The following is a 15,839-nucleotide window of genomic DNA, read 5'->3' as shown; positions in this document are numbered from 1 at the left end:
CACCAATTTTCAAGACAAGCTTGCCAGCTTTTACCTACATCAGTAGTGTTAGTGCCATGAACAGTCCACACACCCTCATTCTAAAGCGGCAACACGCCAACCTCTGCCTGGTCAGCCAACGACTGCGGGGCTAAATCACCTCGCCAGCGCAACGCCCCCGATAGATTTGCCTGACCCAGAAACAGGCCGCCGCTTACCAAGGAATTACCATGAGCATGCTTAAAGACCCGTCCAGCAAATACCGTGCGTTTACTCCGATCAATTTGCCGGACCGTACCTGGCCATCGAAAACCATCACCGAAGTGCCGATCTGGTGCAGCTCCGATTTGCGCGACGGCAACCAGTCGCTGATCGAGCCGATGGATGCCGAGAAGAAGATGCGTTTCTTCAAGACGCTGGTACAGGTTGGCGTCAAGCAGATCGAAGTGGGCTTCCCTTCCGCCTCGCAGACCGATTTCGACTTCGTCCGCACACTGATCAACGACGGCCACATCCCGGATGACACCACCATTCAGGTGCTGACGCAGGCCCGTGAAGATTTGATCACCCGCACTTTCGAGTCTCTCAAAGGCGCCAAGAAGGCCATCGTTCACGTTTACAACGCAACCGCCCCGGCCTTCCGCCGCATTGTCTTCAATCAGGACAAAGCCGGTGTCGTCGGCATTGCTGTAAACGCAGCGCAAATCATCAAGCGTCTGGCCGCAGAACAACCGGACACGCAGTGGACGTTCCAGTATTCGCCGGAGATCTTCTCCTCGACCGAACTGGATTTCGCCGTGGAAGTCTGCGATGCGGTATTGGATGTGTGGCAGCCAACGCCGGACAACAAGGTGATTCTCAACCTGCCGACCACCGTTGAGGTGGCCACTCCGAACGTTTACGCCGACCAGATTGAATGGTTCGGCCGGCACATCAGCCGTCGTGACAGCGTGTTGATCAGCCTGCACACCCACAATGACCGTGGCACCGGCGTTGCGGCCAGCGAATTGGGCCTGATGGCGGGCGCCGACCGTGTTGAAGGCTGCCTGTTCGGCAACGGCGAACGCACCGGTAACGTCGACTTGGTCAATCTGGCCTTGAACCTCTACACCCAGGGCATCAATCCGGGTCTGGACTTCTCGGATATCGACGCGGTGCGCAAAGTGGTCGAAGAGTGCAACCAGTTGCCCGTGCACCCGCGCCATCCGTATGTTGGCGATCTGGTTCACACTGCATTCTCCGGCTCGCACCAGGATGCTATCCGCAAAGGCTTGACTCAGCAGGACCCGAACGGCATCTGGGAAGTCCCGTATTTGCCGATCGATCCGGCCGATATCGGCCGCAGCTACGAGGCGGTAATTCGCGTGAATAGCCAATCCGGTAAAGGTGGCATCACCTACTTGCTGGAACAGGAATACGGTATCTGCTTGCCGCGCCGCATGCAGATCGAGTTCAGCCAAGTGGTTCAGAAAGAAACCGATCGCCTGGGTCTGGAGATGACTGCCGAGCAGATCTACAGCTTGTTCAACCGTGAGTTCCTGCAAGCCGCTGCGCCTTACGCGCTCAAGGGCCATCGCCTGCAAGAAGAGAACGGCACCAGCGCGGTAGACGTGGAAGTCATCAGCGGCGGTGAAACCCACCACTGGCGCGGTATCGGCAAAGGCCCGCTGGAAGCCCTGGTTGTAGGCTTGCCAGTGAAGGTGGAAATCATGGACTACTCCGAGCACGCCATCGGTGCCGGCACCAACGCCAAAGCGGCGGCGTACATCGAGTTGCGGGTTAACGGTGGCCGCGCATTGCATGGCGCCGGCGTTGACGAGAACCTGACTACGGCCAGTTTCCGTGCCCTGTTCAGCGCCCTCAACCGCGCCCTGATCCAGGCCGAAGAAGAAGCCGCTTAATTCGCTGAACGCTGCATCCAAGCCTGGCGCATTTCCCATGCGTCAGGCTTTTTTTATGCCCGTCAGTTGAGCTCGAAGTCGTCGGCGTCGCTGTAGGCCGGAAAACGCTCACGGTAAGCCGCTAGCTCTGCCGAGCTGAGCGTCTGGCGATAGACGCCGGGCTGATTCTGACAGTTGAGCAACGACTCACCCTGAAAGTCCAAAACCTGTGAATCGCCGCTGTACGGATGGCCTTTGCCATCAGTGCCGGTGCGATTGAGCGCCGCCACATAACAGAGGTTTTCAATCGCCCGCGCGGGGAGCAAACGATTCCAGTGCGTGCGTCGCGCGGCTGGCCAGTTGGCGGTGTAGATCAGCAGGTCAGTGCTGTGCGGGTCACGACTCCACACCGGAAAACGCAGGTCGTAGCAGATCAGCGGGCGAATCTGCCAGCCTTTCAATTCCTGCAGCACCCGCTGGTTTCCCGCGGTGTAGTACTTATGCTCGCCGGCCATGCGGAACAGGTGACGCTTGTCGTAATGCGTCATCGAACCATCGGGGCGCGCCCAGATCAGCCGGTTACGGTAACTGCCGTCCGCTGCCTGAATAATCAGCGTGCCGGTTATCACTGCCTTCATGCGCACGGCCATACGCAACAGCCACTGGGTAGACGGGCCGTCTTCGGGCTCTGCCAATTCGGCCGAGTTCATTGAAAAGCCGGTGCTGAACATCTCGGGCAGAACGATCAGGTCAACACCGTGAGCCTGCTCCAATAAGGCTTCGAAGCGGTTCAGGTTAGCCTCTGGATCGTGCCACACCAGATCGGTCTGGATCAGGGCCAGATGCAGGTCTTCTCGCAGGGTTAGATCGCGCATAGTTTCTCCGCTGCTTGGCGCAAGGTTTCTTCGCGCTTGGCAAAACACAGGCGCACCAAGCGCATGTCCTTCGGTGCCTGTTGGTAGAACACCGAAACCGGAATACTGGCGACGCCGTGTTCACGGGTCATCCACTGAGCCATCGCCACATCATCAAGGTCATCGCGAATCGCCGAGTAATCCACCAGCTGGAAATACGTACCAGGCGTGCGGGTGAAGCTCAAGCGTGAGTCTGCCAGCAAGTTGCAGAACAGGTCGCGCTTATTCTGATAGAAGGCCGGCAATTCACTGATGTGCTGCGGATGCTCTGCCATAAAGTCTGCCAGCGCCCACTGCAACGGAGTCACGCCGCAGAAGCTGACGTACTGATGAATCTTGCGCAGCTCGGCGGTTAACGCCGGCGGTGCCACGACATAGCCGGTTTTCCAGCCAGTCACGTGATAAGTCTTACCGAACGAGCTGACCACAAAGGCGCGCTGATAAAGCGCTTCATGGGCCAGCACGCTGCAATGCGCAACGCCATCGAACACCAGATGCTCGTACACCTCATCGCTGATGATGTAGATATCACGCTCGGCAATCAGCGCCGCCAGTTGGTCCAGCTCGGCGCGGGTAATCAGCGCACCACTCGGGTTGTGCGGGCTGTTGAGAATCACCAGGCGGGTTTTCGGGCTCAGCGCATCGCGAAATTTCTGCCAGTCGATGGCGAAGCCGGGGTATGCCAGTGGCACATGCACACAGCGCCCGCCTGCCAAGGCAACAGATGGCTCGTAACTGTCGTAGCACGGGTCGAACACGATGACTTCGTCACCAGGCTGAATCAGCGCCTGAATCGCGCAGAAGATAGCCTGCGTGGCGCCTGGCGTAATGGTTACTTCAGTGTCGGCGCTGACGTTGCAGCCGTAGCTGCGGGAAATCTTGGCGGCGACTTGCTCACGCAACTCGGGCAAGCCGGTCATGGCGGCGTATTGGTTATGGCCGGCGGCGATGTGCCGAGCGACGTTGTCACGCAGTGCCTGCGGCCCGTCAAAGTCAGGGAAGCCCTGAGATAGATTCAACGCGCCTGTCTCGGCGGCGAGCTGCGACATTTGCGTGAAAATGGTGGTGCCGACATTTGGCAACTTACTGCTGATCATTACGCCCCCTGCTACCCACCGCACCCGACTGCGCGGCCTGGACAGGCAGGATAGCCCATCGGGCAGGCATGAAAAAGGCGCCCTTGAGGCGCCTGTTTCAACATCCGCAAAATTGCCGGATCAGCGTTTGTCTTTACGCTTCTTCTCGGCTTTTTTGTGGTGGCTCATCAAACGACGCTTCTTGTTCACCTGACGGTCAGTAAGCGTGTTCTTCTTCGCTTCATACGGGTTCTCACCGCCCTTGTACTCGATACGGATCGGCGTACCGACCAGCTTCAAGACACGGCGATACGTGTTTTCCAGATAACGCGAGTAAGAGCGCGGAACCGCTTCGACCTGATTACCGTGGATCACGATGATCGGCGGGTTAGCACCACCCAAGTGCGCATAACGCAGCTTGATGCGACGGCCGTTGACCAAAGGCGGCTGGTGTTCGCGCACCGCGTCTTCGAGAATCTGGGTCAGACGGCTGGTCGGCCAGCGGGTGATAGCCGACTGGAACGATGCCTGCACCGACTTGTACAGATGGCCAACGCCAGTGCCGTGCAAGGCCGAGATAAAGTGAATATCGGCAAAGTCGACAAAGAACAGGCGACGCTGCAACTCGACCTTCACATAGTCACGTTCGCTGGCATCCATCCCGTCCCACTTGTTCAGGGCGATAACCAGTGCACGACCACTTTCGAGCACAAAACCGAGCAGGTTGAGGTCGTGATCGACCACGCCTTCGCGGGCGTCCATGACGAACACCACCACGTTGGAGTCTTGAATCGCCTGCAGGGTCTTGACCACCGAGAACTTCTCGACAGCTTCGAAAATCTTGCCGCGACGACGCACACCGGCGGTGTCGATCAGCGTGTACTTCTCATCATCGCGTTCAAACGGGATGTAGATACTGTCACGCGTGGTGCCGGCCTGGTCATAGACGATAACCCGGTCTTCACCGAGCATGCGGTTGACCAGCGTCGATTTACCGACGTTGGGACGGCCGATAATCGCCAGTTTGATGCCGTCTTTCTCGCTCGGGCCCGGAATACGCTTGGCTTCTTCGCCTTCAGCGACGTCCTCAAGCTCCTCGCCTTCTTCCAACTCACCCGCATCTTTCGGGAACTGGGTCAGCACCGCTTCGAGCATTTGCGCGATACCGCGACCGTGGGCACCGGCAATCGCCAGCGACTTGCCCATGCCCAGCGAACTGAATTCGGCGCACGCCAGATCCGGGTCGATGTTGTCGACCTTGTTCACCACCAGATAGCTTTGCTTGTTGCGCTTGCGCAGGTGCTCGCCAATCATCTGATCGGAGGCAGACAAACCGGCCCGGGCGTCCACAAGGAACAGCACCACATCGGCTTCTTCGATCGCTTGCAGGGACTGAGCGGCCATCTTCGCGTCGATGCCTTCTTCGTCACCGGAGATACCGCCGGTATCGATGACGATGTACGTGCGTCCCTGCCACTTGGCTTCGCCATACTGGCGATCACGGGTCAGACCCGACAGGTCACCGACGATGGCATCGCGGGTCCTGGTCAAGCGGTTGAAAAGAGTGGATTTACCGACGTTAGGTCGGCCCACCAGGGCTATTACGGGAACCATTAGGCTCTCCACTTCGTTATTTCAGAAAATACAAAAGCCGCTGCATGGGCAGCGGCCAAAATTAAATGCTCAAACCGGATGGCTGCACAACGCTGTTGTGCAGCATAGCCAAGCCTGACGGTGACGGCTTATTTGATGGTCAGTGCGACCAGCTTGCCACCGTTACCGTATGCGTAGAGCCAGTCGCCTACCACCAGTGGACGCGCCCGCAGGCCATCACTGTCGATACGCTCACGCGCTACGAAACGACCATCGACCTGGCTGACCAGATGCAGATAGCCTTCAAAATCGCCAAAGGCGACATAACTCGAGAACACTTCCGGGGCCGACAGCTGGCGGCGAGCCAGTTGGTCATTGCTCCACAGCGCCGAGGTCGAACGTTCATCAATCGCTTCAACGGTACCGTTGGCCTGGCTGACGTAAACGCTGCCCAGACCTTCCGCTACGCCAACAGAACTTGAAGCTTCGCGCTGCCACAGTACTCGACCGGAATCGACATCCAGCGCTGCAACGCGGCCCTGATAACTGACAACATAAAGCTTGCCGCCCGAGAGCAGCAGGCCGCCATCGATATCGACAACACGCTCAAGCTCGGAACGGCCCTGCGGAATCGCCACGGCCTGTTCCCAAACCGGAATACCACGCTGAGCATCCAGCGCAATCACCTTGCCGCTGGACAACGCAGCAATCGCCAGACGATCAGTCAACAACGGGCTGCTGCTGCCACGCAGGGTCAGCACGGCCGGGGTGTTGTTGAAGGTCCACATGTGCGAGCCGGTGTAGGCGTCGAATGCAGTCAGGGTATCGTCCGAAGTCTGCACCAAAACCAACTGACCATTGGTCGCCGGGGCTGCCAGAACTTCACTGGAAACCCGTGAACGCCAGCGCTCTTCACCGGTGTCGGAATCGAGGGCAATCACTTCACCCTTGAGCGTACCGATCAGAACCAGGCCGTAACCTGCACCGACTGCGCCGGAAATCGGCACGTCGAGGTCGGCTTCCCAGACTTCATCACCGCTGGTGCGATCAAGCGCAACGACTTCACCGCTGACGTCAGCGGCAAAAATACGCTGCCCTTCAACCGCTGGAACCAGCATGTTGAATGTATCGCCCTGGCCGTCACCGACCGAGTGGCTCCACTGCTCCTGCAGTTGCACTTCTTCTGTGAAGTCAGGCAACTCAGCGGGCGGCAATTCTTTCTTGCTGTTGCTGCTGCAACCCACGACCAAAACAGCCAGGGCCAGCAATGCGGCATTTTTCCAACGCATCACGTCACGCATCCCCTTTGGCAAGGTCGTCGATTTTCAGCTGCAAGCCACCCACAGCGGCGTCTTCCGACAGCGCTTCTTTGGCTTTCAGGTAGGCAGCATGTGCCTCGTCAGTGCGGCCCAGCTTAACCAGCAGGTCGCCTTTCAATTCTTCACGGCCAGCCAGATAGGCTTTGTCCGCATCATTCTCAAGCAGCTTGAGGGCCTCGTCGGCCTTGCCGTCAGCAGCAAGAACACGTGCCAGACGCTGGCGTGCGATTTCAGCCAGGGTATCGTCAGCCGGGCTGTCGACAATGCTCTGCAGCTCAGCTTCGGCGTCGTTCAGTTCACCGGCCTCAACTGCAACCTTGGCCACGAACAGGCTGCCGTATTGCGCGTAATGAGTGCCGCCGTACTCGCCCTTGAGCTTGCCTGCCAGTTCGGCAACCTTGGCTACATCAGGCTTGCCGCTCGGCGTCAGCGCCGTTTCCAGCAGCTGCTGATAGAGCATTGAGGCGCCCTGCGACTGATTGGCCTGGTATTTTTGCCAGCCCTGCCAGCCGAGCACCGCGATCAACGCCAGTGCGCCGCCAGCCAGCAACGGCTTACCGTTGCGCTGCCACCATTCCTTGATTACCGCCAGCTCTTCTTCGTCGTTACGCGAAACCACCCCAATACTCCTTAATCCGCTAAATCGCTTAAGCCTTCTCGAGGCTGGTTGCCAGATGCTCTGCAAGAGCGTCGATGGCAATGCTTTGTTGTTCTGCCTGACCACGCAGCGGTTTGAAACCTACCACTTGCTGAGCCAACTCGTCTTCCCCCAGGATCACGGCATAGAGCGCACCGCTCTTGTCCGCTTTCTTGAACTGGCTCTTGAAACTGCCACCGCCGGCGTTCACCTGCAAACGCAGCCCCGGCACCTGATCACGCAGGCGCTCACTGAGGGTCAGTGCAGCAAGCTCGGCTGCCTCGCCAAAGGCACACAGGTATACGTCTACCTGACGAGCGATTTCAGCGGGTACTTTATCCAGTGTTTCAAGCAATAACACCAGGCGCTCGATACCCATGGCAAAACCAACGCCAGTGGTCGGCTTGCCGCCCATCTGCTCAACCAGGCCATCATAACGGCCACCGGCGCACACAGTACCTTGAGAACCGAGTTTATCGGTAACCCATTCGAATACTGTTTTGCTGTAGTAATCGAGGCCGCGTACCAATTTAGGATTGATGACGTAGGGAATGCCCGCTGCATTGAGGCGCGCCTTGAGGCCCTCGAAGTGAACGCGCGAGGCTTCGTCGAGGTAATCGGCAAGCTTCGGTGCATCCACCAGCAGCGCCTGAGTTTCTGGCGACTTGCTGTCGAGGATACGCATCGGGTTGCTGCTCAGACGACGACGGCTGTCTTCATCGAGCTGATCGGCACGCGCCGAAAGGAATTCGACCAACGCATCGCGGTAAACCGCACGCGCCTCGCTGGTGCCCAGGCTGTTCAGCTCAAGGGTAACGGCGTCGCGAATGCCCAGCAGGCCCCACAGGCGCCATGTTAATACGATCAGTTCGGCGTCGATGTCCGGGCCATCGAGATTGAATACCTCGACACCGATCTGGTGGAACTGGCGATAACGGCCTTTCTGCGGGCGCTCGTGGCGAAACATCGGGCCGATGTACCAAAGCTTCTGAGTTTGTCCGCCGCCTGCCAGGCCGTGCTCAAGTACCGCACGCACGCAGGCCGCTGTGCCTTCCGGGCGCAGGGTCAGCGAATCGCCGTTACGGTCTTCGAAGGTGTACATCTCTTTTTCGACGATATCGGTGACTTCACCGATCGAGCGCTTGAACAGCTCGGTGAACTCGACGATAGGCATACGAATCTGCCGATAGCCGTAGCCATCGAGCAGGCTCGCAACCGTGCCTTCGAAATAGCGCCACAGCGGAGTTTGCTCAGGCAGGATGTCGTTCATGCCACGAATGGCTTGCAGGGACTTGCTCAATTCAATTCCTTAAACTTTCAAAGGCCTGGCGCTTAACTGCGTACGATTACAGCAGCGTCGGCAGCAACTTTCTCAGCTGCTTTCTGGCGGATGAGCTTTTCCAGATCATCGACCAAGTTGTCATTGTTCATTTTCTGCGCGGGCTTGCCGTCAATGTAAATCAGGTTGCTCGGCGAGCCACCGGTGAGACCGATATGCGCCTCTTTCGCCTCACCCGGGCCATTCACCACACAACCGATTACGGCAACATCCAGCGGCACCAACAAGTCTTCCAGACGGCCTTCAAGCTCGTTCATGGTTTTCACCACATCGAAGTTCTGCCGCGAGCAGCTCGGGCAGGCGATGAAGTTGATACCGCGCGAGCGCAAACGCAACGACTTGAGAATGTCGTAACCCACCTTGATCTCTTCGACCGGATCGGCTGCCAACGAAATGCGAATGGTATCGCCGATGCCTTCGGCCAGCAGCATGCCGAGACCGACTGCCGATTTGACCGTGCCTGAGCGCAGGCCACCGGCTTCGGTGATGCCCAGGTGTAATGGCTGGGAAATCTGGGTGGCAAGCAAGCGATAGGCGGCAACAGCCATGAACACGTCAGAGGCTTTCACACTGATTTTGTAATCAGGGAAATTCAGCCGCTCAAGGTGCTCGGCATGACGTAAAGCCGACTCGACCAGTGCTTCCGGGGTCGGCTCGCCGTATTTCTTTTGCAGGTCTTTTTCCAGCGAACCGGCGTTAACGCCGATGCGGATCGGAATCCCTTTGTCGCGAGCGGCTTCAACCACGGCGCGAACGCGGTCTTCACGACCGATGTTGCCCGGATTGATGCGCAGGCAATCGACGCCCAGTTCAGCCACACGCAGGGCGATCTGGTAATCGAAATGAATGTCGGCAACCAGCGGCAGGTTCGACTGCTGCTTGATTTTGCCAAACGCTTCGGCGGCGTCCATGTCCGGCACGGATACGCGCACGATATCGGCGCCCGCTTCCTCAAGACGACGGATCTGGGCGACGGTGGCGGCCACATCGTTGGTGTCGGTGTTGGTCATGCTCTGCACGGCAATCGGCGCATCGCCGCCGACCGGTACCGAGCCAACCCAAATTTTACGCGACTGACGACGCTTGATCGGTGATTCGCACTGCATGTCTTACTGCCCCAAGGTCAAACGCGCAGTACCGCCATTGGCGATATGCGGTGTTACATCGACTGGCTGGCCGTTATAGCTAACCTCGGCGCCACGGGCAAAGCCCAGACGCAACGCCAGTGGCGCCTTGCCAACCACTTGCAGGTTCTCGCCCTTGCGCTTGAGACCGCTGAATACCACTTTACCGTCGGCATCAGTCACCTGCAGCCAGCAGTCTGCACTGAAATTGATTGCCACATTGCCTTCACCGGCAGCCGCCACGGGCTGTTCAGTTGCAGGCGCTGGCGCGGCCTCGGCGGTTTCTGCTGGCGCGGCCGGTGCAGCGGCAACAGCAGCGTCTTGCGCGGCATTGTCCTGAGTAGAATTAGGCGTGGCTGGAGCAGCTTCCGGCTCGCCTTCTTCGGCGGCAGTCGGCGGTGCGCCCTCTTCACTTTCATCGGTTGGCGCAATGCTGCCAAGATCAAGTGGAGCCGCTTCCTGAGCCGCTTCTACAGCTTGATCTTCCGGCTCATCGAGCGGATGAATCTGTGTAGCGCCATCGGCACCTTCAACTTCTACATGGCCCAGAGCGGATGAAGCCTGCTCGTTGGCCTGACGCTCAGCCTGACCCTGCCACCAGTAAAAGCCGACAACAGCCAGACCCACGAGCAGCGCAAAGCTGACGAAGCGCAAGATGCGCTGCGAGTATTTAACCGGCTCTTCAATACGGCCAAGGCCTTGTACGTTACTGCCGACCGCATTGCTGCCGGTGAACTGATCGAACTGTTCGACCAACACGGCTTGATCCAGGCCGAGTAGTTTTGCGTAGGCACGCACATAGCCACGGGCAAAGGTATGACCCGGCAACTTTTCGAATTCAGCAGCTTCAATCTGCCCGAGACGAGTTGGCGTCAAATTCAACTGAGCAGCCACCTCAGCGACAGACAAATCCTTCTGCTCGCGGGCATTACGCAGTGTGTCACCGGGGTTGATGCGGTTCACTGCTACAGCTTCAGGTTGCGCCGATTTCATCATTGCTCCGACAAATATTGCTTGTATTCCGGGGTGCCCGGATAAAGACGTTTGAGTTGCAGCCCCAAACTAGCAGCTTGGTCACGATCATCAAAACGTTTAGCTAGACGCGTGCCCAGCAACAAACTGCTGGCATTCTGTTCACTAATCGCACTGTAGCTTTCGTAATAACGGCGGGCCGGGACATACGCCTGCTCGTCATATGACATATTGGCAAGTTCGAGCAAAGCCCGTGGCTGGCGGCGATTAAGCCGCAGCGAACGCTCAAAATACTGTTTTGCCTGCTCGTTTCGGCCCAATACCTTAGCAGTGATGCCCAGGTTCTCGAAGACCCGCGAGCGTTCCGGGTAAAGATTATCTTGCGCGGCCTGCTCGTAGCGCTCGAATGCTTCTTCGTAGCGTTTCTGTTCGAACAGGAAACTGCCGTAATTGTTCAGTAAACGTGCATCGGAGGAACGCTGGGCAATTGCCTTGCGGTAATGCTCGTCGGCAAGCTTGGGTTCCATTTCAATCTGAAACACCAGAGCCAGCGCCGCATGGGCGTCGGCACTGGAGGAGTCAAGCTCAAGGGCCTTTTTAAGCGGCACCTTGGCACGCTCGGTAGAACCCTGTTGAAGATAACCAAGACCTAGCTGGATGTATGCATCGCGCGCTTCATCGCGACCACTGTCGGTTTTCATCGGATCGACATCGCCGGTCGTTACACAGCCGACCAACAGGCTGGCGAGTAGTAAGAACAGCGCGGGGCGCAAGGTCATGTATATCCTCCCTTTTAGTTTTGATTAGTAGTGGAAGGCGATGACTCAGCCTCGCTACTTAACTGGCGTACGGCAATATACCGCTCGCTACGCCGGGTCCGATCCATGACTTGGCCAACCAACTGGCCACACGCCGCATCAATGTCCTCACCGCGCGTAGTACGCACAGTGACATTGTGCCCGGCTTTATGCAGCAGGTCTTGAAAACGACGTATCGCATTGTTGCTCGGGCGCTCATATCCGGAATGCGGGAACGGATTAAACGGGATCAAGTTGATTTTGCACGGCACATCGCGCAACAACTCGATCATCTGCTCGGCATGCTCGACCCGGTCATTCACATCCTTGAGCAGGGTGTATTCGATGGTCAGCACACGTTTTTCGCCGAGACGGGACACGTAACGCTTGCAGCTGGCAAGCAACATGTCGAGCGGGTACTTCTTGTTGATTGGCACCAACTGATTACGCAACTCGTTGTTCGGAGCATGCAGAGACAGCGCCAGGGAGACGTCAATCACCTCGGACAGCTTGTCGATCATCGGCACCACGCCAGAGGTGGACAAGGTCACCTTGCGCTTGGAGATACCGTAGCCGAGGTCATCCATCATGATTTTCATGGAGGCGACTACGTTATCGAAATTCAGTAACGGCTCGCCCATGCCCATCATCACCACGTTGGTGACGGCGCGATCAATTTTCGCAGGCTGGGTGCCGAATGACTTATTGGCGATCCACACCTGACCGATAATCTCGGCGGAGGTGAGGTCGCTGTTGAAGCCTTGTTTGCCGGTGGAGCAGAAACTGCAATCGAGCGCACAACCTGCCTGCGACGAAACACACAGAGTGCCGCGGCCGCCTTGCGGGATGTAAACGGTTTCTACACAGCTACCGGACGCCACACGAACGACCCACTTACGGGTGCCATCGGTGGAGATATCTTCGCTGACCACTTCTGGCCCGCGAATTTCAGCACAGGCCTTGAGCTTTTCGCGCAAGACCTTGCTGACGTTACTCATGGCGTCGAAATCATCGACGCCAAAGTGGTGAATCCACTTCATTATCTGACCGGCACGGAAACGCTTCTCCCCGATACTGTCGAAGAATTGTTCCATTTCCTGCTGGGTCAGCCCCAGAAGATTAATTTTACCGGTTGATTCAGTCATGGTTTCACCTTCACTCGAATGTTCGCTTAGCGAATGCGAGCGCAAACCTCGGTAGAGGCGAAGAAGTAAGCGATTTCGCGAGCAGCCGACGCTTCGGAATCCGAACCGTGTACAGCGTTTTCGTCGATAGAAACAGCGAAGTCAGCACGGATAGTGCCAGCAGCAGCTTCTTTAGGGTTGGTAGCGCCCATCAGTTCACGGTTTTTCAGGATGGCGCCTTCGCCTTCCAGAACCTGAACAACAACCGGACCGGAAGTCATGAATGCAACCAGATCCTTGAAGAAACCGCGCTCGCTGTGCTCAGCGTAGAAACCGCTCGCTTCGCGCTCGGACAGCTGAACCATTTTCGATGCAACGACGCGCAGACCAGCTTTTTCAAAGCGGGTAACGATCTCGCCGATTACATTCTTGGCAACTGCGTCGGGTTTGATGATAGAGAAAGTACGTTCAACAGCCATGGGAAACTCCAGGAACTTAGATTAAGCAAAAATTAAACCCGCGAATTATACGCGGGTTCTGGTTAAATGCGTAGGGTGCGCCGGTCGGCGCCCCTATTCAGGGCAGTACAATCAGTCGGCTTCTTCGATCCAAGCCGCCTGAATTGCCTCCAGCACCTTCTCCCCGCCACGCTGCGGGTCATCACTGAATTCTGGCAAGGCCAAAACCCAGCGATGCAAATCAACGAAATTGACATAGCGCGGATCAACATCCGGCTTGCTGTCGGCCAGTTGAATGGCGATTTCCAGCACATCAGCCCATTTCAGACTCATATAACCGTCTCTCCAGAGAACGTTAAAACCCGGCGCGAGCACTCCGCGCGGTTATATCAATGGCCTTCGGAGACCTGATTGATCGTGTACTTGGGAATTTCGATGACCAAGTCGGTGTCGGTCACAACAGACTGACACGACAGGCGCGAATTAGGCTCCAGCCCCCACGCCTTGTCGAGCATGTCATCTTCCAGCTCATCGGAAGGCTCCAGCGAATTGAAACCCTCGCGCACGATCACGTGGCACGTGGTGCACGCGCAGGACTTCTCGCACGCGTGTTCGATGTCGATGCCGTTGCGCAGCGCAGCGTTAAGTACGGTTTCGCCCGGCTCGGCCTCGAATACGGCCCCTTCCGGGCAGTGTTCGGCGTGCGGCAAAAAAATCAGCTGCGTCATGCTTATTCCTCAATCTCGTTAAGACTACGGCCCGACAAAGCGGCCTTTACCGTAGAGTCCAGGCGACGCGCTGCAAATGCATCGGTCACTTGGGTCAATCGTTTGGTTTGCGCCTCAAGTGCGTGGCCATCGTTGCCCGCAATCAAATCACGCAGTTGTTGCATTTCATGGCCGATCACTTCGCGCTCTTCGCTGTCGAGCAAGCGCTCGCCATCAGCTGCAACGGCCGCCTCGACCGCTTCAAGCAGACGCTGAGCATCCACCTGCTGCTCACGCAGAACGCGGGCTTGCTTGTCATCACCGGCATAACTGAATGAGTCTTTGAGCATCTTCGCCACTTGCTCATCAGTCAGACCGTACGATGGCTTGACCTGAATGCTCGCCTCAACGCCCGACGCCAACTCACGCGCCGCAACGCTGAGCAAGCCATCGGCATCCACCTGAAAGGTCACCCGAATCTTCGCCGCACCGGCCACCATTGGCGGGATACCACGCAGCTCGAAGCGCGCCAGCGAACGGCAATCGCTGATCAGCTCACGCTCGCCTTGCAGCACGTGAACCATCATCGCGGTCTGGCCGTCTTTGTAGGTGGTGAAATCCTGAGCACGCGCCACTGGAATCGTGGTGTTGCGCGGGATGACCTTTTCCATCAGCCCGCCCATAGTCTCAAGACCCAGCGACAATGGAATTACATCCAACAGCAACAGCTCTTCGCCTTCGCCGCGTTTGTTACCCGCCAGAGTATCGGCCTGAATTGCAGCGCCGATGGCTACAACCTGATCCGGGTCGATATCGGTGAGCGGCTGACGACCAAACATCTCGGCCACCGCCTGACGTACACGCGGTACGCGAGTGGAGCCGCCGACCATGACCACAGCGCCAACATCTTCAATCTCGATGCCGGCATCACGCACAGCGCGGCGGCAAGCCTTGAGGCTTTGCGCAACCATTGGCTCGATCAACGCATCGAACAGTTCGCGGGTCAGCACACCGCGCCACTGCAAGTATTCAACTTCAACCGAATCGCTGGCTGTCAGTGCTTCTTTGGCCGCACACGCAGCATCGAGCAGGCTGCGCTGCGCGCTGGGGTCGATATCGGCGGACAAACCGGCCTGCTCGACAATCCAGCTGGCAATCGCATGGTCGAAATCATCGCCGCCCAGCGCGCTGTCGCCGCCGGTGGCCATCACTTCGAAAACACCGCTGGTGAGGCGCAAAATCGAGATATCGAAGGTGCCGCCGCCCAAGTCGTAAATGGCGACTACGCCTTCGGCTTTCTGATCAAGGCCATAAGCAACCGCTGCTGCAGTCGGCTCGTTGAGCAGACGCAATACGTTCAAGCCTGCGAGGCGCGCAGCATCTTTGGTGGCCTGACGCTGTGCATCATCGAAATAGGCCGGCACCGTAATCACCGCACCCACCAGCTCGCCACCCAGGGTCAGTTCGGCACGTTCGCGCAGCACCTTGAGAATTTCTGCCGAGACTTCAACCGGGCTCTTGTCACCCTGCACAGTCTGGATAGACGGCATTTGCGACTCGCCACCGACAAAGTGGTAAGGCAGCTGATCGCCCAACTGCTTCACATCGCTCAGACCACGACCCATCAGGCGCTTGACCGAAACAATGGTATTGAACGGGTCACTGGAGGCCGCCGCCTTGGCGCCCTCACCCACTTCAACATGGTCAGCGTGATAGCGCACTGCCGACGGCAGAATGATCTTGCCTTCGGTATCAGCCAGCGGTTCGGAAAGGCCACTGCGCAAGGCAGCAACCAGCGAATTGGTGGTACCCAGGTCGATCCCCACTGCCAGCCGACGCTGGTGTGGCTGGGGGCTCTGTCCGGGCTCAGCGATCTGCAGTAAGGCCATGATTAATAGATGCTTATCTGAATATCAAGCG

15 protein-coding genes are annotated in these 15,839 nt (G+C 57.7%); 1 reads left to right on the top strand and 14 read right to left on the bottom strand.

What is annotated here, in order from left to right; genetic code table 11:
- The first annotated feature begins 209 nt into the window (after positions 1-209).
- Complete coding sequence (leuA, locus tag PMYSY11_RS04940) at positions 210-1,880, top strand: 2-isopropylmalate synthase (protein ID WP_150548470.1); 1,671 nt, start codon at positions 210-212, stop codon at positions 1,878-1,880.
- Between the two features lie 62 nt (positions 1,881-1,942).
- On the opposite strand, the gene PMYSY11_RS04935 is transcribed toward leuA, so the two are convergent.
- From PMYSY11_RS04935 to hscA, 14 genes are all read right to left on the bottom strand, one after another.
- Positions 1,943-2,734, bottom strand: coding sequence for an amidohydrolase (locus PMYSY11_RS04935; protein ID WP_150548469.1), 792 nt, complete (start codon positions 2,732-2,734; stop codon positions 1,943-1,945).
- Complete coding sequence (locus PMYSY11_RS04930) at positions 2,722-3,870, bottom strand: pyridoxal phosphate-dependent aminotransferase (RefSeq protein ID WP_150548468.1); 1,149 nt, start codon at positions 3,868-3,870, stop codon at positions 2,722-2,724. Before PMYSY11_RS04930 ends, PMYSY11_RS04935 begins: the two co-directional genes overlap by 13 nt.
- 120 nt (positions 3,871-3,990) lie before the next feature.
- Positions 3,991-5,463 carry a ribosome biogenesis GTPase Der gene (gene der / locus PMYSY11_RS04925; RefSeq protein WP_069901246.1) on the bottom strand — a complete coding sequence of 491 codons (1,473 nt, stop codon included), beginning with the start codon at positions 5,461-5,463 and terminating at the stop codon, positions 3,991-3,993.
- A 128-nt stretch (positions 5,464-5,591) separates the two neighbouring features.
- The gene (gene bamB, locus PMYSY11_RS04920) at positions 5,592-6,743 is read right to left on the bottom strand and encodes an outer membrane protein assembly factor BamB (protein WP_069901245.1); all 1,152 of its coding nucleotides are present in this window, start codon (positions 6,741-6,743) and stop codon (positions 5,592-5,594) included.
- Positions 6,736-7,380, bottom strand: a complete 645-nt coding sequence (locus tag PMYSY11_RS04915) for a tetratricopeptide repeat protein (protein WP_090514029.1) — start codon at positions 7,378-7,380, stop codon at positions 6,736-6,738. The genes bamB and PMYSY11_RS04915 overlap by 8 nt, the downstream gene beginning before the upstream one ends.
- Positions 7,381-7,408: 28 nt before the next feature.
- Positions 7,409-8,698, bottom strand: a complete 1,290-nt coding sequence (gene hisS / locus PMYSY11_RS04910; RefSeq protein ID WP_150548467.1) for a histidine--tRNA ligase — start codon at positions 8,696-8,698, stop codon at positions 7,409-7,411.
- Between the two features lie 32 nt (positions 8,699-8,730).
- On the bottom strand, positions 8,731-9,843 hold the full coding sequence (gene ispG, locus PMYSY11_RS04905; RefSeq protein ID WP_069901242.1) for a flavodoxin-dependent (E)-4-hydroxy-3-methylbut-2-enyl-diphosphate synthase: 1,113 nt from the start codon (positions 9,841-9,843) through the stop codon (positions 8,731-8,733).
- 3 nt (positions 9,844-9,846) lie between these two features.
- Positions 9,847-10,854, bottom strand: coding sequence for a RodZ domain-containing protein (locus PMYSY11_RS04900; RefSeq protein WP_090514033.1), 1,008 nt, complete (start codon positions 10,852-10,854; stop codon positions 9,847-9,849).
- The gene (pilW, locus tag PMYSY11_RS04895) at positions 10,854-11,612 is read right to left on the bottom strand and encodes a type IV pilus biogenesis/stability protein PilW (protein ID WP_150548466.1); all 759 of its coding nucleotides are present in this window, start codon (positions 11,610-11,612) and stop codon (positions 10,854-10,856) included. Before pilW ends, PMYSY11_RS04900 begins: the two co-directional genes overlap by 1 nt.
- 14 nt (positions 11,613-11,626) lie before the next feature.
- Positions 11,627-12,775 (bottom strand): dual-specificity RNA methyltransferase RlmN, encoded by a 1,149-nt coding sequence (rlmN, locus tag PMYSY11_RS04890; protein WP_069901239.1) that lies wholly within the window; start codon positions 12,773-12,775, stop codon positions 11,627-11,629.
- 26 nt (positions 12,776-12,801) lie between these two features.
- Positions 12,802-13,233, bottom strand: coding sequence for a nucleoside-diphosphate kinase (ndk, locus tag PMYSY11_RS04885; RefSeq protein ID WP_010484592.1), 432 nt, complete (start codon positions 13,231-13,233; stop codon positions 12,802-12,804).
- Positions 13,234-13,344: 111 nt separating this feature from the next.
- Positions 13,345-13,545 (bottom strand): Fe-S cluster assembly protein IscX, encoded by a 201-nt coding sequence (iscX, locus tag PMYSY11_RS04880; RefSeq protein WP_069901238.1) that lies wholly within the window; start codon positions 13,543-13,545, stop codon positions 13,345-13,347.
- Between the two features lie 56 nt (positions 13,546-13,601).
- Positions 13,602-13,940, bottom strand: coding sequence for an ISC system 2Fe-2S type ferredoxin (gene fdx / locus PMYSY11_RS04875; RefSeq protein ID WP_069901237.1), 339 nt, complete (start codon positions 13,938-13,940; stop codon positions 13,602-13,604).
- A 2-nt stretch (positions 13,941-13,942) separates the two neighbouring features.
- Positions 13,943-15,808 (bottom strand): Fe-S protein assembly chaperone HscA, encoded by a 1,866-nt coding sequence (gene hscA, locus PMYSY11_RS04870; RefSeq protein ID WP_150548465.1) that lies wholly within the window; start codon positions 15,806-15,808, stop codon positions 13,943-13,945.
- Positions 15,809-15,839 lie beyond the last annotated feature (31 nt).

This window comes from Pseudomonas marincola (genome assembly GCF_900682675.2).
Lineage (GTDB): Bacteria > Pseudomonadota > Gammaproteobacteria > Pseudomonadales > Pseudomonadaceae > Aquipseudomonas > Aquipseudomonas marincola.
This window is presented reverse-complemented; position numbering and strand designations above follow the sequence as displayed.